The 21,994-nt window shown below is 70.9% G+C and carries 15 protein-coding genes, 2 rRNA genes and 1 pseudogene; 4 read left to right on the forward strand and 14 right to left on the reverse strand.

Annotated features, from left to right (window positions below):
• The first annotated feature begins 112 nt into the window (after positions 1 to 112).
• Positions 113 to 1,915: a glycoside hydrolase family 15 protein gene (locus IGS69_RS06675; RefSeq protein ID WP_190904403.1), complete on the forward strand. Its 1,803-nt coding sequence runs from the start codon at positions 113 to 115 to the stop codon at positions 1,913 to 1,915.
• Between the two features lie 283 nt (positions 1,916 to 2,198).
• On the opposite strand, the pseudogene IGS69_RS06680 reads toward IGS69_RS06675, so the two are convergent.
• Positions 2,199 to 3,023 (reverse strand): annotated as a pseudogene (locus IGS69_RS06680) (LLM class F420-dependent oxidoreductase); the annotation flags it as partial.
• 258 nt (positions 3,024 to 3,281) lie between these two features.
• Between IGS69_RS06680 and IGS69_RS06685 the strand changes: the two are divergent.
• On the forward strand, positions 3,282 to 4,925 hold the full coding sequence (locus IGS69_RS06685; protein ID WP_190897691.1) for a PucR family transcriptional regulator: 1,644 nt from the start codon (positions 3,282 to 3,284) through the stop codon (positions 4,923 to 4,925).
• A gap of 5 nt (positions 4,926 to 4,930) precedes the next feature.
• Here IGS69_RS06685 and IGS69_RS06690 read toward each other — a convergent pair whose 3' ends face one another.
• The 5 genes from IGS69_RS06690 to IGS69_RS06710 all read right to left on the reverse strand — a co-directional run bounded on the left by IGS69_RS06690 (position 4,931) and on the right by IGS69_RS06710 (position 10,185).
• Positions 4,931 to 6,073: a glycosyltransferase family 4 protein gene (locus IGS69_RS06690; RefSeq protein ID WP_190897692.1), complete on the reverse strand. Its 1,143-nt coding sequence runs from the start codon at positions 6,071 to 6,073 to the stop codon at positions 4,931 to 4,933.
• A gap of 210 nt (positions 6,074 to 6,283) precedes the next feature.
• Positions 6,284 to 8,002: a DNA repair protein RecN gene (gene recN, locus IGS69_RS06695; RefSeq protein WP_190904404.1), complete on the reverse strand. Its 1,719-nt coding sequence runs from the start codon at positions 8,000 to 8,002 to the stop codon at positions 6,284 to 6,286.
• 182 nt (positions 8,003 to 8,184) lie between these two features.
• The gene (locus tag IGS69_RS06700) at positions 8,185 to 9,090 is read right to left on the reverse strand and encodes an NAD kinase (RefSeq protein ID WP_190897693.1); all 906 of its coding nucleotides are present in this window, start codon (positions 9,088 to 9,090) and stop codon (positions 8,185 to 8,187) included.
• The gene (locus IGS69_RS06705; RefSeq protein WP_190897695.1) at positions 9,087 to 9,902 is read right to left on the reverse strand and encodes a TlyA family RNA methyltransferase; all 816 of its coding nucleotides are present in this window, start codon (positions 9,900 to 9,902) and stop codon (positions 9,087 to 9,089) included. The genes IGS69_RS06700 and IGS69_RS06705 overlap by 4 nt, the downstream gene beginning before the upstream one ends.
• 7 nt (positions 9,903 to 9,909) lie before the next feature.
• On the reverse strand, positions 9,910 to 10,185 hold the full coding sequence (locus tag IGS69_RS06710) for a hypothetical protein (protein ID WP_190897696.1): 276 nt from the start codon (positions 10,183 to 10,185) through the stop codon (positions 9,910 to 9,912).
• A 42-nt stretch (positions 10,186 to 10,227) separates the two neighbouring features.
• Here IGS69_RS06710 and IGS69_RS06715 point away from each other — a divergent pair, with 42 nt between their 5' ends.
• Positions 10,228 to 10,575, forward strand: a complete 348-nt coding sequence (locus tag IGS69_RS06715; RefSeq protein ID WP_190897697.1) for a sterol-binding protein — start codon at positions 10,228 to 10,230, stop codon at positions 10,573 to 10,575.
• Here IGS69_RS06715 and IGS69_RS06720 read toward each other — a convergent pair.
• The 4 genes from IGS69_RS06720 to IGS69_RS06735 all read right to left on the reverse strand — a co-directional run bounded on the left by IGS69_RS06720 (position 10,559) and on the right by IGS69_RS06735 (position 14,814).
• Positions 10,559 to 11,452 carry an ABC transporter ATP-binding protein gene (locus IGS69_RS06720; protein WP_190897698.1) on the reverse strand — a complete coding sequence of 298 codons (894 nt, stop codon included), beginning with the start codon at positions 11,450 to 11,452 and terminating at the stop codon, positions 10,559 to 10,561. The two genes, IGS69_RS06715 and IGS69_RS06720, sit on opposite strands and share 17 nt — an antisense overlap.
• A complete protein-coding gene (locus IGS69_RS06725) occupies positions 11,449 to 12,489 on the reverse strand; it encodes a FecCD family ABC transporter permease (RefSeq protein WP_190897699.1) in 1,041 nt (346 codons plus the stop codon). Before IGS69_RS06725 ends, IGS69_RS06720 begins: the two co-directional genes overlap by 4 nt.
• Positions 12,486 to 13,529: a FecCD family ABC transporter permease gene (locus IGS69_RS06730; protein WP_190897700.1), complete on the reverse strand. Its 1,044-nt coding sequence runs from the start codon at positions 13,527 to 13,529 to the stop codon at positions 12,486 to 12,488. The genes IGS69_RS06725 and IGS69_RS06730 overlap by 4 nt, the downstream gene beginning before the upstream one ends.
• Positions 13,530 to 13,782: 253 nt before the next feature.
• Positions 13,783 to 14,814 (reverse strand): HAD hydrolase-like protein, encoded by a 1,032-nt coding sequence (locus IGS69_RS06735; RefSeq protein WP_190897701.1) that lies wholly within the window; start codon positions 14,812 to 14,814, stop codon positions 13,783 to 13,785.
• A 72-nt stretch (positions 14,815 to 14,886) separates the two neighbouring features.
• On the opposite strand from IGS69_RS06735, the gene IGS69_RS06740 reads away from it, so the two are divergent.
• Positions 14,887 to 16,179 carry a DUF1015 domain-containing protein gene (locus tag IGS69_RS06740; RefSeq protein WP_190897702.1) on the forward strand — a complete coding sequence of 431 codons (1,293 nt, stop codon included), beginning with the start codon at positions 14,887 to 14,889 and terminating at the stop codon, positions 16,177 to 16,179.
• 83 nt (positions 16,180 to 16,262) lie between these two features.
• On the opposite strand, the gene IGS69_RS34360 is transcribed toward IGS69_RS06740, so the two are convergent.
• From IGS69_RS34360 to IGS69_RS06755, 4 genes are all read right to left on the reverse strand, one after another.
• Positions 16,263 to 17,048 (reverse strand): tetratricopeptide repeat protein, encoded by a 786-nt coding sequence (locus tag IGS69_RS34360; RefSeq protein WP_194736248.1) that lies wholly within the window; start codon positions 17,046 to 17,048, stop codon positions 16,263 to 16,265.
• Positions 16,940 to 18,106: a hypothetical protein gene (locus IGS69_RS34365; RefSeq protein WP_194736249.1), complete on the reverse strand. Its 1,167-nt coding sequence runs from the start codon at positions 18,104 to 18,106 to the stop codon at positions 16,940 to 16,942. The genes IGS69_RS34360 and IGS69_RS34365 overlap by 109 nt, the downstream gene beginning before the upstream one ends.
• 248 nt (positions 18,107 to 18,354) lie before the next feature.
• Positions 18,355 to 18,471, reverse strand: a 5S ribosomal RNA gene (gene rrf / locus IGS69_RS06750).
• Between the two features lie 106 nt (positions 18,472 to 18,577).
• Positions 18,578 to 21,697: ribosomal RNA gene (locus IGS69_RS06755) — 23S ribosomal RNA — on the reverse strand.
• Between the last annotated feature and the right edge of the window lie 297 nt (positions 21,698 to 21,994).

Below are 21,994 nucleotides of genomic sequence, written 5' to 3' on the forward strand. Positions count from 1 at the left end.
TGTTTTGCTTCATCGCTCAATGACGCAACGCAAGACCTGCTGAAATCCCCCCTTGACCGCACTAGCGACAGCCCCCTTGTGGGGTGACGTGGCCGTTCGACTGGAGTTGCACGTGGCCGGGCGCATCGAAGACTACGCACTCATCGGAGACATGCAGACCGCCGCTCTGGTCTGCCGGGACGGCACAGTCGACTGGCTGTGCCTGCCCCGCTTCGACTCGCACGCCATCTTCGCCGGCCTGCTGGGCACCGAGGAGCACGGCTTCTGGCGGCTGGGTCCCGCGTACGCCTCCGACCAGGAGCCGCCGACCGCCGCGCGGCGCAGCTACCGGGGCGACTCGCTGATCCTGGAGTCCGAGTGGGACACCCAGCGCGGCACGGTCCGGGTCACGGACTTCATGCCGCCGCGTGACGGCGCCCCGCAGCTGATCCGGATCGTGGAGGGCGTCTCGGGCCGGGTGCCGATGCGCTCGGCGCTCAGGATGCGGTTCTCCTACGGGCGGGTGGTGCCGTGGGTGCACAAGCACGAGGGGCGCACGGTGGCCGTGGCGGGCCCCGACTCGGTGTGGTTCGACACATCCGCGGAGACCTACGGCAAGTCGCTGACGACCTACGCGGACTTCACCGTCGCTCCGGGTGACCGGATCGCGTTCACGATCTCCTGGCAGCCCTCGCACAAGGAGCCGCCGCCGCTGCCCGAGCCGGAGCAGTCGCTGGAGGCGACGGAGGACTTCTGGCGCGAGTGGGTCGACCACTGTACGTACCACGGCCCCTACCGGGAGGCCGTGGTCCGCTCGCTGATCACGCTCAAGGCCCTGACGTACGCCCCGACCGGCGGCATCGTCGCAGCGCCTACCACCTCCCTGCCGGAGGACATCGGCGGCGTCCGCAACTGGGACTACCGCTACACCTGGCTGCGCGACGCGGCGATCACCCTGTCCTCGCTGCTGCGCACCGGCTACCGCGAGGAGGCCCGCGCCTGGCGCGAGTGGCTGCTGCGGGCGGTGGCGGGCGATCCGGAGAACCTCCAGATCATGTACGGCATCGCCGGCGAGCGCGAGCTCGGCGAGGCGGAGCTGGACTGGCTGCCGGGCTATGAGAACTCCGGCCCGGTCCGGGTCGGCAACGGCGCGGCCCACCAGCTCCAGCTGGACGTGTACGGCGAGGTCACCGAGGCCCTGCACCTGGCCCACATGACGGGCCTCGCGCGCAACGACTACGCCTCGCTGCTCCAGCTGAAGCTGATCCGCTACCTGGAGGACCACTGGCAGGAGCCGGACGAGGGCATCTGGGAGGTGCGCGGCCCGCGCCGCCACTTCGTGCACTCCAAGGTGATGGCCTGGGTCGCGGTCGACCGCACGATCAAGCTGATCGAATCCGGTGACGCGGACGGCCCGCTGGAGCGCTGGCGCGAGCTGCGCGACGACATCCACCGGGACGTGTGCGAGCGGGGCTACGACAAGGAGCGCAACACCTTCACGCAGTCGTACGGCTCGAAGGAGCTGGACGCCTCCTTGCTGCTGATCCCGCAGATGGGCTTCCTGCCGCCGGACGACAAGCGGGTCATCGGCACGATCGAGGCGATCCAGCGTGAGCTGTCCACGTCGGACGGGTTCATCCTGCGCTACCCGACCACCAGCGGCGACGAGAACGTCGACGGTCTGCCCGGCGACGAGGGCGCGTTCCTGGCCTGCTCGTTCTGGATGGCCGACGACCTGGCGATGATCGGCCGCGTGGACGAGGCCCGCAAGCTGTTCGAGAAGCTGCTGTCCCTGCGCAACGACCTCGGTCTCCTGGCCGAGGAGTGGGACCCGCGCCTGCAGCGTCAGGTGGGCAACTTCCCGCAGGCCTTCAGCCACGTGCCGCTCATCGACACGGCACTGCGTCTGACGGCCTCCGGCGCGTACGGCGGCTGACCGAGAGCGTCCCGAGGGGGCTTCGCCCCAGCCCTCCCGGGTGTGCCACGCCCACGTTCGCGGGGGCCGCGAGCTTGAGCGAGCCTCATCCCGGCCCTCGCGGGGACCCACCGTACGGCCTTCGCGGGGGCCCACCGCGGCCTGCACGAGGCCTCGCCCCGGCGCTCCTGGGGGGTCACACCGCTGCCCCGGCGGGGGCCTCACAGCTGCCTTCGCGGGGGCCTCGCCCTGGCTCTCGCGGTGTGCCACTCCCGCCCTCGCCGACCGCTGCCTTCGCCCGGCCTCACTCCGGCCTGAGGGCCGTCAGTGTGCGTTCTCCCGCCGGGTCGCCTGCCGTGGCCGGGACGAGGGCTATCTCGTCGAGTCCGGCCTCGGCGTAGGCGGCGACGCGGGCGCGGACGGTGTCCGGGTCGCCGACGAGGGCGACCGTGCCGGCGGCCTCGGGCGGCAGGGCCCGCAGCAGCGTGTCCGGGTCGGCGCCCTTGGCGGCCAGCTCGACGACGTCGGCGAACCCGGCGTCGACGAACATGTCGCTGTAGCCCGGCACGGCGAGATAGCCGACGACGCTGCGCAGGACCTGGGTGAGCGACTCCGGCTCCGGGTCCACGGCGGCGGGCAGCCAGGCGGCCAGCCGCGGTGGCGTACGGCCCGCCCTCTCGGCGGCGGCGAGCATCCGGGCCCGCAGCATCCGGACCTGCCCGGGCGAGACGAGGTCGAGCAGCATCCGGTCGGCGTGCGCGACGGCCGCGGCGACCGCCCGCTCCCCGAAGGCCGCGACGGTGACGGTGCCACCGGGCGGCGGCAGCCGGCGCGGGAAGCCGCTGCCGGGCACGATCGGCTCACCGGGCAGGCTGTGCATCAGCGCCCGGACGGCCGCCGCCGACTCCGCGAGGGCGGCGGCGGGCCGGGTGCGCGGCCGGCCGTGCACACCCTCGACGACGCGCTTGCTGGAGGTGCCCAGGGCCACGCCGACGGGCCGGCCGGTGACGGCCGCGGTGGAGGCGGCACCCCGGACGATGGTGAGCGGGTCGCGCACCGACACCGGCACGGGTCCGGCGGTCAGCGCGACCTGCTCGGTGGCGGCGCCGATGGCCGTCGCCAGGACGAACGAGTCCCACGTGGGTCACTCGCCCGCCCACACCTCCCGGTAGCCGAGCCGGTCGGCGAGCCGCGCGACCCGCAACGGCTCCTCGACCGGACCGTCGTCCTCCCGCCCCACCGCGACCACGCTCATGTCCATGGGGGCGCCCGTACCCGGTCGCACACCCCGTAATCCGGGGAGATCCACGGCGGGATCCGGGAGGTGATCGTCCCGGTGCCGGTCCGGAGATGTCCGGGGGGCACCCGCGCGGGTAGCGTCCGGCACATGGACAGCGGGACGGACAGCGGTTACGACACTCAGGGCGCCGGGATCACCGTGCAGCGGGCGCTGGAGCTGCCGGGGCTGCGCAGCGGGCTGCCCGAGGTCCTGGCGGGCACCGAGCGGCTGGGACGGACCGTGCGCTGGGTGCACGCCGGCGAGGTGCCGCACATCGCCTCCCTGCTCAAGGGCGGCGAACTCCTGCTGACCACGGGCTACGGCCTGGGCACCCGCCCCGCCGAGCAGCGGGCGTTCGTGCGCACCCTGGCCGAGCGCGGCATCGCGGCCCTGGTCGTGGAGCTCGGTCCGCGCTTCACCCGGCTGCCCGCGGCCCTCGTCGACACGGCACGGGCGGCCGGGCTGCCGCTGGTCCAACTGCACCGCGAGGTCGCCTTCGTCACGGTCACGGAAGAGGTCCACACCGAGATCGTCAACGGCCACTACGCCCTGCTCCAGCGGGCCGAGGAGGTGCACCGGCGCTGCACGCAGGCCGTGCTGGGCGGCGGCGGTGTGCCCCAAGTGCTCGGCATCCTGGCCGACTTCGCCGGAAACCCGGTGTTCCTGGAGACGGCGGACGGGCAGTTGCTGTACGCGGCCGGGGCCGGTCCCGAGGGCGCGGACCCGCTCCAGGTGTGGGAGGGGCTGCGCGGCCAGCACAAGGACGAGCCGCCGCTCGCGGGTTCGGTGCTGGTGGACGTGCCGGGCGGCGGGCCCGGCAGCGGGGGCGTCCGGGCACGTCTGGTCCTGCTGCCCGTGCGCACTTCGCCGGCTCCAGTGCACCGGATGGCGGCCGAGCGGGCCGCGGGCATCCTGGCCGTGGTGCTGATGCAGGCCCGCCAGGAGGAGGAGCTGGCGGCGCGCGGGCGGGGCGACTTCCTCACCGACCTCGCCGAGGGCCGGGTGACGGCCGAGGACGCCCCGGCGCAGGCACGCGTACTGGGCTTCCGGCCGGGTGAAGGGCCGCTGCTGCCGGTCGTGATGCGGCTCGGGGACACCCTGTCCTCGGGCGGCGGCTGGGCGGTGCTGGCCCGGGCGATCTCGGAGGAGCTGGCGGCGGTGGGGGTGCCGGTGCTGCTCGGCGTACGGCCGGTGGAGGGCCGGGTGCTGGTGCTGCTCGGGCTGCGGGCGGAGTCGGAGCGGGCGGCGGTCGCGGACCGGGTCGCGGCGGCGCTGCGGGCCGGTGTGGGCCGGGCCGGGATGCCGCGGCCGGGCGGGCAGCCGCCCGTGGTGGTCGTGGGGACGGCCGGGGGCTGGCCGGCCGCGGCCTCGGGTCTGCGGCACGCGGCCGAGACGGCCACGGCGGCACAGGGCCTGCCGGACCGGCCCTGGTACGACGCCCGCCGCCTCGACATCGACCTGCTGCTGTGGCGGTTGCGCGACCATCCGGACCTGGCGGCCTTCGTCGACCGGGCCCTCGGTCCGCTCCTGGAGCACGACCGCCGCTCCCGGCCGCCGCTGCTGCCCACGCTGACGACTTACCTCGCCCACGCGGGGCGCAAGGCGGAGACGGCCCGGGAGCTGCATCTGAACCGGCAGACGCTGTACAACCGGCTGGCGCGCATCGGGGAGTTGCTGGGCACGGACCTCGACGACCCGCAGACGGTCCTGGCCCTGAGCCTGGCTCTGCGGGCCCGCAGACACGTCCCGTAGGACTGCTAGGGCAGGGGCAGGGGCTGGGTCAACTCGTCGTACACGCTGAGCACTTGGGCGACCGTCTCGTCCTCGGTCGGCCAGCCGGCCGCCTGCCGGGCGCCTTTGGCGGTCAGCGTGTCCCGGCGGGTCCGGTCGCCGAGCAGCCGTACGACGGATTCGGCGAGGGCCTTCGCGTCCCCGTACGGGACGAGTTCGGCCGCGTCGCCGACGAGTTCGGGGATGCCGCCGACGTTCGTCGCGACGAGCGGCACGCGCGCGTGGAGGGCTTCCTGGGCGAGGACGGAGCGCGCCTCCCAGCGGCTCGGCAGCAGGGCGAGGTCGGCGGCGGCGAGCAGGTCGGTGACGTCGTCGCGCCGCCCGATGAGCCGGACCGGCAGCCCCTCCTCCTCGATGCGCCCCTGGAGTTCACCGCGCAGCGACCCCTCCCCCGCGATCACCACCAGGGGCACGGGATCGAGCCGGCGCCAGGCGCGCGCGGCGTCCAGCAGCACGTCGTAGCCGCGGTGCCGTTCCAGGGAGCCGACGGCGACCAGCAAGGGCCGTCCGATGGCGCCGAGTTCGGCGCGCACCTTGGGCCGCAGCCGGTCCGGGTCGTCGGGCTCCAGGGGCCTTCGGGGGCCGGGCAGCGCGACGGCCGCGAGCCGGGCGTCCCGTGCGCCGGTGAGCCGGGCCCGGTCCACGAGCGGCGAGGTCGTGCCCAGCACGACGGTGGCCGCCTTCACCACCCTGCGCTCCAGGACCCGCAGCATGTGGGCACGCGCCCCGTCGGCATGCGCCCGGTCGTGCCACGTCACGACCAGCGGGGTGCGCACCCGCCGTCCGCTGAGGGCCATCACGGTGCGGAAGGAGGCGTGCAGTCCGTGCGCGTGCACCAGGTCGGCGTTGGCGCAGGCCGCCCGCAGGGCCGCCACGGACACCGGGTCGCTGCTGCGCGGCACATGCACATGGTCGGCCCCGACACCGCTGAAGTCATAGGCGCGGTCGGCCTCATAGGGGGCGCACACCGTGACTTTCACGCCCCGTGCGACGAGCCCCGCGGCCAGCGAGCGCACATGCGCACTGCTGGCGGCATTGCCTCCGCCCAGCACCTGCACGGTGCGCAGCGGCAACTGGCCGTGCGGTGAGGGGCTGCTCACGGGGGTCACGTGGCCGGGCTCCTGGTTCGGGTCGGGCGGTCACGACGCGTACTCCGCCAAGGATGCCAGGACACACGGGCGTTCCGGGAACGCCCGGACCCCCGCAGCGCGACAGCGAGGCGCGGCAGCGGGGGAATGCGCCGGGCCGGGTCACCCACACGAGTGAAATCGGGCGACCCGCCCGGCCTTGGCGCACCGCCGCCGGTGCGCGGCTTCCTGCTAGCCGTCCGCCCGGGCCGCCGCGAGCAGCTCCTCCGCGTGCGCGCGGGCCGTCTCGGAGTCCTCCTGGCCGGCGAGCATGCGGGACAGCTCCCGCACCCGGTCCTCGCCCTCGAGGACCTTGACGCCCGAGCGGGTCACGGACCCGTCGTTGGTCTTCTCGACCAGCAGCTGCCGGTCGGCGAAGGCGGCCACCTGGGGCAGGTGCGTCACGACCACGACCTGTGCGCTCTTCGCCAGCCGTGCGAGCCGCCGGCCGATCTCGACCGCCGCCTTGCCGCCGACCCCTGCGTCGACCTCGTCGAAGAGGTACGTCGGCACGGGATCCGTCCCCGCGAACACGACCTCCACGGCCAGCATCACGCGCGACAGTTCACCGCCGGACGCGCCCTTGGCGATCGGCCGGGGCGGCGCGCCCGGGTGCGGGGCGAGCAGCAGCTCGACCTCGTCGGCGCCGGCGGGGCCGTAGGCGACCGGACGGCCGCCGACCTCGACGCCCTCGGGGTCCTCGGTCTGCCGGATGTCGAAGGACACGCGCGCGTGCGGCATGGCGAGCGAGGCCAGCTCGGCGGTCACCGCGGCGGCGAACCGCTCGGCGGCCTCCGTCCGGGCGTCCGTCAACGCCTGCGCCAGCCCGCCCAGCTCCGACCGCAGGGCGTCCCGTTCGGCGGTCAGCTCCCCGATCCGCTCGTCGTCGCCGTCGAGTTCGGTCAGCCGGGCGGCACTCCGCTCGGCCCACGCCAGCACGGTGGCGATGTCCTCGCCGTACTTGCGCATCAGCCCGGTGAGCGCGGCCCGCCGCTCCTCGACGGCCGCCAGCCGCAGCGGATCGGCGTCCAGGTCGTCGGCGTACCCGGCCAGGTCCCCCGCCGCGTCGCGCAGCAGGATCCCGATCTCTCCGATGCGGTCCGCGAGCGCGGCCAGTGCCGGATCGTGCGACCGTACGGCGTCCAGGGCCCGCTGGGCGCCCGCGACGAGCGTCCCGGCGTCGACGCCCTCGGGGTCCTCGGGGTTGCCCGCGAGGGCGGCGTGCGCGGCCGCGGCGGCGGACGCCAGCGCCTCGGCGTGCCCGAGCCGCTCGGCCTCCTCGGCGAGCTCCACGTCCTCACCGGCGCGGGGTTCGACGGCGGCGATCTCGTCGAGCCCGAAGCGCAGCAGGTCGGCCTCCTGGGCCCGTTCACGCGCCCGGGTGGTGATCTCGTCGAGTTCGGCGGAGACGGCCCGCAGCCGCTTGTACGCCTCGCCGTACTTGGCCAGCGGCCCGCCGACCGCGTCGCCCGCGTACCGGTCGAGCGCCTGCCGCTGCCGGGACAGCTTGAGCAGCCCCTGCTGGTCGGTCTGCCCGTGCACGGCCACCAGCTCGTCGGCGAGCTCGGCCAGTACGCCCACGGGCACGCTCCGCCCGCCCAGGTGCGCCCGCGAGCGCCCCTCGGCGGAAACGGTACGGCTGATCAGCAGGGCCCCGTCGTCGAGCTCGGCCCCGGCCTCCTCGGCGCGTACCGCGGCCGTGGCGTCGCGGGGGACGGTGATCCGCCCCTCCACGACGGCCTTGCCGGCCCCGATCCGCACGAGCGCGGGGTCGGCCCGCCCACCCAGCAGCAACCCCAGGCTGGTGACCACCATGGTCTTGCCCGCACCCGTCTCACCGGTGACCGCGGTGAACCCGGGCGACAGCTCGACCACGGCGTCGTCAATCACGCCCAGCGACCGTATCCGCATCTCCTCCAACACGGACACGACCTTACGAGGTCCGGGCGGGCGAGTGCGACCGGCCCGCCCCTGTCACCCACGAGAGTGGTGATCGGCCCCTGGGGGCGCGGGGCTGTACCGATGTGCGGCTCCGCCACGTAGGCGCGACAAGCCACAGAGCACCCGCACCCGCGGACGACGAGCATCCACCCCTAATGAGGTGCGCCCCTCCACCCGGAAACAGGCAGCGCGAACTTGGCCACCAGCCGGTCCGTGAAGGACGCGTGATGCAGCCGCGCCAACCGCACCGGCACGGCACCCCGCCGCACCTCGACCCTCGCCCCGGGCGGCAACTCCACCGTCCGCCGCCCGTCACACCACAGCACACCCGGCGGAACGTGGGGCAGAACCTCCACAGCCAACACGGAATCCGGCGATGTCACGAGCGGCTTGGCGAACAGCGCGTGCGCGGAGATCGGCACCATCAGCAGGGCCTCGACCTCCGGCCACACCACCGGCCCGCCCGCCGAGAAGGCGTACGCCGTCGACCCCGTGGGCGTCGCGCAGACGATCCCGTCGCAGCCGAACCCCGTCACCGGCCGCCCGTCGATCTCCAGGACGACCTCCAGCATCCGCTCGGCGGACACCTTCTGCACGGCCGCCTCGTTCAGCGCCCAGTCCGTGTGCACGATGTCCCCGTTGCGGTGCACGACGACGTCGACGGTCATCCGTTCCTCGACCTCGTACGCCTTGGTCACCACCCGGTCGACGACCTTGTCGAGGTCGTCGCGCTCGGCCTCCGCGAGGAACCCGACGCGCCCGAGGTTGACGCCGAGCATCGGCACGCCCGACGCCCGCGCGAACTCGGCGCCGCGCAGCAGCGTGCCGTCGCCGCCCAGCACGATGAGCAGCTCGCACCCGTCGAGGCACTGCGGAGTGGCCTCCTTGACCAGCTCCACCTCCGCCGGCAGGGGCAGGTCGCGCGCCTCGGCCTCCAGGACGCGCACGCCGAGGCCGGAGCGCAGCAGCCCCTTCACCACCAGCTCGGCACTGCGCACGGCCGCGGGCCGGCCCGTGTGGGCGAGCAGGAAAACAGTACGAGCTCGGTTCTCGGTCAACGCGGCCCCTCCGCCACTGCACGGTCTGCGTCGGCCGGGTCCAGCGCCGGTGCCCCGGACCTCAGCCACAAGAAGTATTCGACATTCCCCGACGGCCCGGGCAGCGGACTGGCCGTCACACCCTTCACCCCGAGCCCCAGTCCCCAGGCCTTCTCGGCCACCCCCCGTACCGCTTCGGCCCGCAGCTGGGTGCTGCGTACCACTCCCCCGCTGCCGAGACGCTCCTTCCCCACCTCGAACTGCGGCTTGACCATCATCACCAGGTCGGCGTCCGGCTTCACGCACCGCACCAGGGCGGGCAGGACCAGCCCGAGCGGGATGAAGGACAGATCCCCCACGACAAGATCCACTGGCTCCCCATCGATCGCTTCAAGCGTCAACTCGCGTACGTTCGTACGGTCCTTGACGGTGACGCGTTCATCCTTCTGGAGGGACCACGCGAGTTGTCCGTATCCGACGTCCACGGCGACGACGTGGGCGGCGCCCGCCCGCAGCAGGACGTCGGTGAAACCGCCGGTGGAGGCGCCCGCGTCGAGCGCCCTGCGCCCCTCGACGGGCAGCCCCTGCGGGCCGAACACCTCGAGCGCGCCGGCCAGCTTGTGACCGCCGCGCGAGACGTAGTCCGGGTCGCTGTCGTCCTGGGCCACCACGATGGCGGCAGCGGTCTCCACCTGGGTGGCGGGTTTGGTCGCGACGGTCTTGCCGACGGAGACCCGCCCCGCGGCGATCAGCTGCGCGGCGTGCTCACGCGAGCGCGCGAGCTTCCGGCGGACCAGCTCCGCGTCCAGACGGCGACGTGCGACTCCTGCCACGTTCGGTTCAGCTCCTGTGCTCGTACGGCCGCGGGGGCACCGGAGGTCCCGGGCGGGCGTCGAGCGCGGTGAGCGCGTCGCGCAGCCCCCGGTGTACATCCTCGTACACGTCCATGTGCCCGTCCGTGGCGAGGTGGTCCGCGTCGCCGAGCCGGCCCAGGGCGGCGTCCACATCGGCGTCGCCGGTGGGCGTGCGGGGCACGTTCAGGGGAGCGGGGGCGGCGGGGTCGTGCGCCGGCTCCTCCTCCGCCGCCGGAGGGGCCTCGGGAACTGCGTCGTCCATGCCCCGACGCTACCGCGAACCGCTGCGGTACCGTCGACCGCGATGGCCACGATCGAGGAGTGCCGCAGCGCACTCGACAAGCTTTCGGACAACATGCAGCGCGCCGAAGGAGACGTCCGCGACGCCGCGGCCCTGGACCGCTCGGTGAGCTGCCACATCACGGACCTCGACGTCACCTTCGTCGGCCGGATGCGCGGCGGTCGGATCGAGGTGCACGACACGGTGCAGGGGCCGCCGCCCGGCAGGGCCGAGATCAGACTCGCCATGACGGGTGACGACCTGGTGGCCCTGGTCGGCGGCGAGCTGCACTTCGCCAAGGCCTGGGGCTCGGGCCGGGTGAAGCTGCACGCGGGCGTGCGCGACCTGCTCCAGCTCAGGAAGCTTCTGTAGCCGCTGCCTTCCCGACCGCGGACCCGGCCCGGGCCTTGCGGGCCGCGGGAACGACCAGCGGTGTCCCCGTCTCCGGGTCGTCGATGACCTGGCAGCGCAGCCCGAAGACCTCCTCGACGAGTCCGGCCGTGACGATGTCCTTCGGTGCGCCCTCGGCGATCACCCGGCCCTCGCGCAGGGCGATGAGGTGGGTGGCGTAGCGGGCGGCGTGGTTCAGGTCGTGCAATACGGCGACGAGCGTGCGCCCCTGCTCCTCGTGCAGCTCGGCGCACAGGTCCAGGACGTCGATCTGGTGCTGGATGTCCAGGTACGTCGTCGGCTCGTCGAGCAGCAGCAGCGGCGTCTGCTGGGCGAGGGCCATGGCGATCCACACGCGCTGGCGCTGACCGCCCGAGAGCTCGTCGACGTAGCGGTCGCCGAGTTCGGCGACGCCCGTCTGCCGCATGGACTCCTGGACCACCCGCTCGTCCTCCGTCGACCACTGGCGCAGGATGCCCTGGTGCGGGTAGCGGCCCCGGCCGACGAGGTCGGCGACCGTGATGCCGTCGGGTGCGACGGACGACTGGGGCAGCAGCCCGAGGGTCCGCGCGACCTTCTTGGCGGGCATGGACTGGATGACGTTGCCGTCCAGCAGCACCCGGCCCTCGCTCGGCTTGAGCATCCGCGACAGCGCCCGCAGCAGCGTCGACTTGCCGCAGGCGTTGGGACCGACGATCACCGTGAACGACTGGTCGGGTATCTCCACCGACAGTTGCTCGGCGATGACCCGCTGGTCGTAGGCGAGGGTGACGTTCTCGGCGGACAGGCGGTTCACGGGGCTCCTTCGGTTGTTCAGTCCGCGGCTGGTGCTGCTCTCGGCGCTCTTGCCGGCCCTCATATCCGGCCCGCCCTGCGCTCGCTGACCAGCAGCCACAGCAGGTAGACCCCGCCGAGTACGCCGGTGACCACGCCCACGGGCAGCTGCTCGGCGCCGAACGCCCGCTGCGAGACCCAGTCGGCGACGACCAGCAGGGTGGCGCCCATGCACAGCGAGGGCAGCAGGTTCGGCCCGGGCGAGCGGGTCAGGCGCCGGGCCAGCTGCGGCGCGGTGAGCGCGACGAAGCTGACGGGACCGGCCGCGGCGGTGGCCGACGCGGTGAGCAGCACGGCCGCCACCATCAGCAGCAGCCGCACCCGCTCGACCCGCACCCCGAGGGCGTACGACACGTCGTCGCCCATCTCCATCATCCGCAGCCCGCGCGCGTTGACGAGGACGAGCGGCACCAGCACGGCGGTCAGGGCGAGCAGCGGCCACACCTGCTCCCAGTCCCGGCCGTCGAGAGAGCCGGTCATCCACACGACCGCGCGGGCCGCCTCCACGATGTCGGACATGGTCAGCAGGTAGCCGTTGACGGCCGTGACGATCGCGGAGACACCGATTCCGACCAGGACCAGCCGGTAGCCGTGCACCCCCCGCTTCCAGGCCAGCACGTAGATGGCGAGGCCGGTCACCAGGCCGCCCACCAGCGCCCCGGCGGCGACCTGGTTGGCGCTGCCGGAGGTCAGCACGATCACCGCGAGGGCACCGGCCGTCGCCCCCTGCCCGAGGCCGAGCACGTCCGGACTGCCCAGCGGGTTACGGGAGATGGCCTGGAACAGCGCGCCGCCGAGGCCCAGCGAGGCGCCGACCAGCAGCCCGACCAGAACCCTTGGCAGCCGCAGCTCGTTGACGATGAACTCCTGGCCCGGGTTGCCCTCGCCGACCAGCGTGCGCAGCACGTCGGCGGCCGGGATCGGGAAGTCGCCGGTGCCGATGAGCACGACACTCGCCGCGAGCGCCGCGACGAGCAGCAGGAGCACGACGGTGACGGCCCGCACGTCCACGCGTATCGAGAGCCCGCCCGGGGTCCGTACGGCACGGTTGGTGGTCTTCACAGCTGCGCCGTCCTCCGCCGTCGTACGAGAAAGATGAACACCGGCCCGCCGAGGATCGCGGTGACGATGCCCACCTGGAGCTCCGAGGGCCGGGCCACGATCCGCCCGAGGACGTCGGCGCCGAGCAGCAGCACGGGCGACAGGATCGCCGCGTACGGCAGGATCCAGCGCAGGTCGGGCCCGGTGAAGGAGCGCACGACGTGCGGCACCATCAGCCCGACGAACACGATCGGCCCGCAGGCCGCGGTCGCGGCCCCGCACAGCACGGTCGCGGCCAGCATGGACAGCGCCCGCGTGCGGTTGAGATTGGCTCCGAGGGCCTTGGCGGTGTCGTCGCCCATGGCCATGGCGTTGAGCGGCCGGGCCAAGGCCAGGGCCAGGACCGTGCCGGCCAGCAGGAACGGCAGGACCTGTGTGATGGTCGAGTTCGTGGCCGAGGCCAGCGAACCGACCGTCCAGAAGCGCATCTTGCCGAGCGCCGCCTCGTCCATGATCATCACGGCCTGGAGGTAGCCGTACAGCGCGGCGCTGATGGCCGTACCGGCGAGCGCGAGCCGCACCGGCGTCGCACCCCGGCTGCCACCGAGGAACCAGACCAGCGCGCCGACCGCGGCCGCGCCGAAGAACGCGAACCAGACGTAGCCGCTGAGCGAGGTGACCCCGAAGTACGTGATGGCCGTGACGACCGCGGCGGACGCTCCCGCGTTGATGCCGAGCAGCCCGGGGTCAGCCAGCGGGTTGCGCGTGAGCGCTTGCAGGACCGCCCCGGCCAGGCCGAGAGCGGCGCCGGCGAGCAGCCCGAGCAGCGTCCGCGACAGCCGCTCCGCCACGACGACGTCGCCGTAGGTCCCCGAGTCCTCGAACAGGCCGTGCCAGACCTGGCCGAGCGACAGCTCTTTCGCTCCGATCGCGATACTCGTCAGCGCGACGAGCACCAGGATCGCCACGGACAGCAGGAGCCCGAAGGCTCGGACCACCCGTCGGGTCGGGGGCGCGGGGGCGGTCTCCGCGCGCGGTTCGGGGGGACTCTCGACCAACACGCAGTTAGGTTAGCCTACCCTCGCATCCGAGCAAGATCCGGAGGCCTGCCCGCGCCTCCGACCCGCCCGCCGCGAAGGCCCTTCCCTGCCTCCGAACTTCCCACCGCGGAGGTCTACCCCTGCCCCGACCGCCCGCCTGGGAGGCCTACCCCGGCCTCCGACCCGGCCGCCGCGGGACCTTCGCCTGCCTCCGAACTTCCCGCCTAGGAGGCCTGCCCCCGCCTCCGACCCGCCACCCGGCACTGACAGGCCCTCAGAGACCGAGCCGCGCCAGCGCCTTCCCCCCGTCCAGCTCGCACACACCCTCACCGGCCGCCGTCCACGCCACGGCACACAGCGCGCGCAGCCCGTCCAGAGCCTCACCCTCTCCGTCGAGCTCCAGCCGGTCCGCCCCGGCCGTCGCCGTCCAGCCGCCGCACCGGAACCCGCCCTCGCCGGTCTCGACGACGTCCGGCTGACCGCCGAGCAACCCGCGCAGATCGGCGTCCACATACGTCGGCCGGTGCTGCGGCGGAGCGGCCAGCAGCTGCGCGCCGTCGGTCACGCCGGTCAGGACCAGCAGCGAGTCGACCTCCCCGTTGAACGCGCCCTCGATGTCCGTGTCCAGCCGGTCCCCGACCACCAGCGGCCGCTGCGCACCGGTGCGCAGAATGGTCTCGCGGTGCATCGGCGGCAGCGGCTTGCCCGCGACCTGCGGCTCCGCGCCCGTGGCGATCCGCACGACCTCCACCGCGGCTCCGTTGCCCGGCGCGATCCCGCGCCCGCTCGGGATCGTCAGGTCGGTGTTGGAGGCGAACCACGGCACACCGCGCGCCACCGCGTAGGACGCCTCGGCGAACCGGCCCCACGGCAGATCGGGCCCGCCGAATCCCTGCACCACCGCCGCCGGATCGTCGTCCGCCGACTCCACGGGCACCAGCCCGCGCTCGCGCAACGCGACCCGCAGCCCCTCACCGCCGATGACCAGCACGCGGGCACCCTGCGGCACCTGCTCGCTGATCAGCCGCGCGACCGCCTGCGCCGAGGTGATGACGTCCTCCGCACCCGTCGGTATCCCCAGCTCCGTCAGATGCCCGGCCACGGTGTCCGGGGTCCGCAGCGCGTTGTTCGTCACGTACGCCAGGCGCATACCGCCCTCCCGGGCCGTGGCCAGCGACTCGACCGCGTGCGCGATCGCGTTCCCGCCCGCGTACACCACTCCGTCCAGATCGAGCAGGGCCGTGTCGTACGCCTCGCTCAGGGCCTGGCCACTGCCCTCGGGCCTCGTCCTGACGCTCCGGCTCATCCCGCATCGCTCCTCGTTCGACGGCTTTCCCCCGATCATCCCCCATGCCGCTGACAGCCGTACGATGCCCTGATGAAGACAGCAGGTCACCCGGAGGCAACGGCGCACCGAGGCCTGGAACTCACCCCGTTCCGAGGCCTTCGTTACGACCCCGACCGGGTCGGCAGCCTTGCCGCCGTCACATCCCCGCCCTACGACGTCGTGGTGCGCCCCGACGGCCTGCACCACCTCGAGTCCGCCGACCCGCACAACATCGTCCGCCTGATCCTCCCCCAGGCCGCGACGCCCAGCGCCCGCAACGAACGGGCCGCCGACACCCTGCGCCGCTGGCTGTCCGAGGGCGTCCTGACCACCGACCCGGAACCCGGCCTCTACGTCTACGAGCAGCAGGACGGCAACGGCATGCTGCAACGCGGCATCATCGGCGCCCTGCGCGTCTCGGACCCCGCCGAGCAGGTGGTGCTGCCGCACGAGGACGTCATGCCGCACATCGTCGCCGACCGCGCCGCCCTGATGCGCGCCACGTCGGCCAACCTCGAACCCCTGCTGCTCACGTACCGGGGCGACAGCTCGACGACGACCACGGCGGACCTGATCGAGCGCACCGCCGGCCGGCCCCCGCTCCTCGCGACCACCACGGAGGACGGTTTCAGCCATCGTCTGTGGTCGGTCACCGCCCCCGACGACCTGGCCGCGATCCAGTCGGACCTGGCGCGGCACCAGGCCCTCATCGCCGACGGCCACCACCGCTGGGCGACCTACCGCCGCCTCCGCAGCGAGCACCCCTCGCCCAGCCCGTGGGACCACGGCCTGGTCCTCCTCGTCGACACGGCCCGCTACCCCCTGCGGGTCCGCGCCATCCACCGCCTCCTGCACGGCCTGCCGGTCGCCGACGCCGTGGCCGCCCTGGAAGGACACTTCCGCGTGCGCCGCCTCGACGTCCCGCTGGCCGAGGCCCGCGACACGCTCGCCGACGCGGCCTGCTCCGGCAACGCCTTCCTGCTGGCCGGCGACGGTGCCTTCCACCTGGTCGACCGGCCGGACCCGGGCCTGCTGGCCCGTACGATCCCCGCCGACCGTCCCGCCGCCTGGCGCACCCTGGACGCGACGGTCCTGCACGCCACGCTCCTCGAGCACGTCTGGCACATCTCCGAGGACTCCCCTGCCCACATCGCCTACATCCACGACACGGCGGCCACGGTGGAGAAGGCGGAACGCGACGGTGGCACGGCCGTCCTGATGCACCCGGTCCGCGAGGAGGTCGTCCGCGACCTGGCCCGTCAGGGGGTCACGATGCCCCGCAAGTCGACGTCGTTCGGCCCGAAACCGGCGACGGGTCTGGTCCTGCGGGCGCTGGACCTCTGACAGGACGAGATTCGGCGCCGACACGACGAAGGGGCGGGATCCCCAGGCCTCACAGCCGGGATCCCGCCCCTTCGTCCTGGACGTCAGTCCTTGTGGTTCTCGCCCTCGACGTCGTTCTCGCCCTCGACGTCGGCCTCGTCCGCCTTCGGCGCGGCCGGTGCCTGGACCTGGTCGTCCGCGTCCGCGTCGCCGGCCATGGCGTCCACGAACTCCACGCCGTCGAGCTCGGCGAGCCGGTCCGAGGCGTCGGTGCTGCCGTCGCGGTCGGCCTCGACGGCCTTGGCGAACCACTCACGCGCCTCGCTCTCCCGCCCGGCGGCGAGCAGCGCGTCGGCGTAGGCGTACCGCAGGCGCGCGGTCCACGGCTGCACGGAGTTGGCGGCCAGCTCAGGGCTCTGCAGCGTCACGATGGCCGCGTCCAGCTGCCCCAGGTCCCGCCGCGCACCGGCCGCGACGAGCCGCATCTCGACCTGCCCCGCCTTGTCGAGCTTGTGCACCTCGGGCGCCCCGGCCATGTCGAGCGCCTTCTCCGGCCGATCGAGCCCACGCTCGCAGTCGGCCATGACGGGCCACAGGTCGATGTTCCCGGTCATCCGCTTCGCGGCCCGGAACTCGGCCAGCGCCTCGCCGTACTTCTGGTTGGCGTACGCGGCGAACCCGGCGGCCTCCCGTACGGCGGCGACACGCGACGCCAGTCGCAGCGCCACCCTCGAGTAGCCGTACGCGCCCTCGGGGTCCTCGTCGAGGAGCCGCGCGACCATCACCAGGTTCCTGGCGACGTCCTCGGCGAGCGTCTTGGGCAGGCTCTGCAGCTCCTGCCGTACGTCCTTGTCGATCTCGTCGCCCGTGACGTCCTCGGGGATCGGCAGCCGCTTGATGGGCTCCCTGTCCCGCTCCCGCTCCTCACGGAACCGGCCGGGACCACGCCGGTCGTCCCGGCCCCGGAAGCCACCTCGGTCGCCTTCACGCCGGTCGCCTTCACGCCGGAAGCCGCGGTCGCCCCGGTCGTCCCGTCGGGGACCGCGTCCGCCGCGGTCGTCACGGCGGTCGTCACGCCCGCGGAAACCACCACGGTCACCGCGGTCGCCGCGGTTGTCGTCCCGCCGGAAGTCTCCACGGTCGCTGCGAGGCCCGTCGTCACGGCGGAAGCCGGGGCGCCCGCCGCGCCCCGCGTCGTCGCGCCGGAAACCGCCGCGCTCCCCGCGGTCATCGCCACGGCGCTCGTCGCGTCGGTCATCACGGCGGTCGTCACGGCCGCGGAAACCACCGCGGTCGTCACGCCGGAAGCCGCGGTCACCGTCCCTGGAGCGATCCCGGTCGTCGCTACGGAAGCCACGGTCGCGGTTGTCGTCGCGACGGAAGCCACCACGGTCGTCACGGCGGTCGTCGCGGCGGTCGTCGCGGCGGGGGAACCCACCGCGATCGCCGTCACGCCTCTCGCCACGCCGGTCATCACGCCGGTCGTCCCGCCTGTCATCCCGACGGTCGTCGCGTCGGAAGGCGGGGCGATCGCCTCGGTCGTCACGCCGGAAGGCGGGGCGGTCACCGCGGTCGTCACGGCCGCGGAAGCCGCCGCGGTCGCGGTCGTCCCTGCGCGGTCCACGGTCCCGGTCATCACGCCGGCCGTACCCACCACCACGGCTGTCACCACCACGGCTGTCGTCACGGCGGTAACCACCACGGTCCCGGTCGTCGCGACGCTCACCACGGCCGTCGCGGTCGTCACGCCGGAAGGGCGGACGCTCGCCTCGGTCGTCACGGCCGCGGAAGCCGCCGCGGTCGCGGTCGTCCCTGCGCGGTCCACGGTCCCGGTCATCACGCCGACCGTACCCACCACCACGGCTGTCACCGCCACGGCTGTCACCACTACGGCTGTCACCACTACGGCTGTCATCACGACGGAAGCCGCCACGATCGCCACGGTCATCGCGACGGAAGCCGCCACGGTCCCCGCGGCCCCCGCGCTGACCGCCGCGGTCGTTGCGGTCGCCCCGGTCCCCCTCCCGTCGCTGGTCGCGCTCCGGTCGGTCGTCGGGAGAGTTGGTGGACATGGTGACTCCTGTCTTCGGTACCGCAAGTCATTCTCGCGCAGCCGGGTGCCCAGCGCGCACTGCAAAAACAAAAAGGACCCTTGGTCCCAGCTGAACGCTGGGACCAAGGGTCCTTCCAAAGATTGTTCGGCGGCGTCCTACTCTCCCACAGGGTCCCCCCTGCAGTACCATCGGCGCTGTAAGGCTTAGCTTCCGGGTTCGGAATGTAACCGGGCGTTTCCCCTACGCTATAACCACCGAAACCCTAATGGTTTCGAGCGAACAAGCACACTCTTCAATTGTTTGTTCTGCTCAAAAGCCGACAACTGTTCGTTGTCTCAGAACTAACACAGTGGACGCGAGCAACTGAGGACAAGCCCTCGGCTTATTAGTACCGGTCAACTCCACACGTTACCGTGCTTCCATATCCGGCCTATCAACCCAGTCGTCTACTGGGAGCCTTACCCTCTCAAGGAGGTGGGAATACTCATCTCGAAGCAGGCTTCCCGCTTAGATGCTTTCAGCGGTTATCCCTCCCGAACGTAGCCAACCAGCCATGCCCTTGGCAGAACAACTGGCACACCAGAGGTTCGTCCGTCCCGGTCCTCTCGTACTAGGGACAGCCCTTCTCAATATTCCTACGCGCACAGCGGATAGGGACCGAACTGTCTCACGACGTTCTAAACCCAGCTCGCGTACCGCTTTAATGGGCGAACAGCCCAACCCTTGGGACCGACTCCAGCCCCAGGATGCGACGAGCCGACATCGAGGTGCCAAACCATCCCGTCGATATGGACTCTTGGGGAAGATCAGCCTGTTATCCCCGGGGTACCTTTTATCCGTTGAGCGACGGCGCTTCCACAAGCCACCGCCGGATCACTAGTCCCGACTTTCGTCCCTGCTCGACCCGTCGGTCTCACAGTCAAGCTCCCTTGTGCACTTACACTCAACACCTGATTGCCAACCAGGCTGAGGGAACCTTTGGGCGCCTCCGTTACTCTTTAGGAGGCAACCGCCCCAGTTAAACTACCCATCAGACACTGTCCCTGATCCGGATCACGGACCCAGGTTAGACATCCAGCACGACCAGACTGGTATTTCAACGACGACTCCCCCTGAACTGGCGTCCAGAGTTCACAGTCTCCCAGCTATCCTACACAAGCCGAACCGAACACCAATATCAAACTGTAGTAAAGGTCCCGGGGTCTTTCCGTCCTGCTGCGCGAAACGAGCATCTTTACTCGTAGTGCAATTTCACCGGGCCTATGGTTGAGACAGTCGAGAAGTCGTTACGCCATTCGTGCAGGTCGGAACTTACCCGACAAGGAATTTCGCTACCTTAGGATGGTTATAGTTACCACCGCCGTTTACTGGCGCTTAAGTTCTCAGCTTCGCCCCACCGAAATGGAGCTAACCGGTCCCCTTAACGTTCCAGCACCGGGCAGGCGTCAGTCCGTATACATCGCCTTACGGCTTCGCACGGACCTGTGTTTTTAGTAAACAGTCGCTTCTCGCTGGTCTCTGCGGCCACCCCCAGCTCACCGTGCAAAACGGATCACCAGGTGTGGCCCCCCTTCTCCCGAAGTTACGGGGGCATTTTGCCGAGTTCCTTAACCATAGTTCACCCGAACGCCTCGGTATTCTCTACCTGACCACCTGAGTCGGTTTAGGGTACGGGCCGCCATGAAACTCGCTAGAGGCTTTTCTCGACAGCATAGGATCATCCACTTCACCACAATCGGCTCGGCATCAGGTCTCAGCCTTATGTGCGACGGATTTGCCTATCGCACGGCCTACACCCTTACCCCGGGACAACCACCGCCCGGGATGGACTACCTTCCTGCGTCACCCCATCACTCACCTACTAACCGCTTGGTTCGGCGGCTCCACCACTCCCCTTTGCCCGAAGGCTCCGGGGCGGCTTCACGGCCTTAGCATCACGATGCTCGATGTTTGACGCTTCACAGCGGGTACCGGAATATCAACCGGTTATCCATCGACTACGCCTGTCGGCCTCGCCTTAGGTCCCGACTTACCCTGGGCAGATCAGCTTGACCCAGGAACCCTTAGTCAATCGGCGCACACGTTTCTCACGTGTGAATCGCTACTCATGCCTGCATTCTCACTCGTGAACCGTCCACAACTCGCTTCCGCGGCTGCTTCACCCGGCACACGACGCTCCCCTACCCATCCACACAGGCGTTGGCCCTCATGTGTGAATGACACGACTTCGGCGGTACGCTTGAGCCCCGCTACATTGTCGGCGCGGAATCACTAGACCAGTGAGCTATTACGCACTCTTTCAAGGGTGGCTGCTTCTAAGCCAACCTCCTGGTTGTCTCTGCGACTCCACATCCTTTCCCACTTAGCGTACGCTTAGGGGCCTTAGTCGATGCTCTGGGCTGTTTCCCTCTCGACCATGGAGCTTATCCCCCACAGTCTCACTGCCGCGCTCTCACTTACCGGCATTCGGAGTTTGGCTAAGGTCAGTAACCCGGTAGGGCCCATCGCCTATCCAGTGCTCTACCTCCGGCAAGAAACACACGACGCTGCACCTAAATGCATTTCGGGGAGAACCAGCTATCACGGAGTTTGATTGGCCTTTCACCCCTAACCACAGGTCATCCCCCAGGTTTTCAACCCTGGTGGGTTCGGTCCTCCACGAAGTCTTACCTCCGCTTCAACCTGCCCATGGCTAGATCACTCCGCTTCGGGTCTTGAGCGTGCTACTCAGTCGCCCTATTCGGACTCGCTTTCGCTACGGCTTCCCCACACGGGTTAACCTCGCAACACACCGCAAACTCGCAGGCTCATTCTTCAAAAGGCACGCAGTCACGAGATGGAAGCAAGCTTCCATCCGACGCTCCCACGGCTTGTAGGCACACGGTTTCAGGTACTATTTCACTCCCCTCCCGGGGTACTTTTCACCATTCCCTCACGGTACTATCCGCTATCGGTCACCAGGGAATATTTAGGCTTAGCGGGTGGTCCCGCCAGATTCACACGGGATTTCTCGGGCCCCGTGCTACTTGGGTGTCTCTCAAACGAGCCGCTGACGTTTCGACTACGGGGGTCTTACCCTCTACGCCGGACCTTTCGCATGTCCTTCGCCTACATCAACGGTTTCTGACTCGTCCCACGGCCGGCAGACCGTGAAAGAGAGATCCCACAACCCCGCATACGCAACCCCTGCCGGGTCTCACACGTATACGGTTTAGCCTCATCCGGTTTCGCTCGCCACTACTCCCGGAATCACGGTTGTTTTCTCTTCCTGCGGGTACTGAGATGTTTCACTTCCCCGCGTTCCCTCCACATGCCCTATGTGTTCAGGCATGGGTGACAGCCCATGACGACTGCCGGGTTTCCCCATTCGGAAACCCCCGGATCAAAGCCTGGTTGACGACTCCCCGGGGACTATCGTGGCCTCCCACGTCCTTCATCGGTTCCTGGTGCCAAGGCATCCACCGTGCGCCCTTAAAAACTTGGCCACAGATGCTCGCGTCCACTGTGCAGTTCTCAAACAACGACCAGCCACCCGTCACACACCACTCACGCGATGCTTCACCGGGGCCGGCGCTGAAGGCAGCCGAATCGGCCGTACCTTCAGACACCCAACAGCGTGCCCGACACACTCCCCGCTTCCCTCAACGTTCCACGCTCCGAAGAGCAGTACTAGAAGGAGAAGACGATCAAGTGTGCCGAGTAGTCAACGTTCCACCCATGAGCAACCAGTGCGAGACGTTCGCTCGCATGCTGGCCTCTGACCTCATCCCGAAGGACTCGGT

Origin of the sequence: Streptomyces tuirus, assembly GCF_014701095.1 — a bacterium.
In the GTDB taxonomy this organism is placed as follows: Bacteria; Actinomycetota; Actinomycetes; order Streptomycetales; family Streptomycetaceae; genus Streptomyces; species Streptomyces tuirus.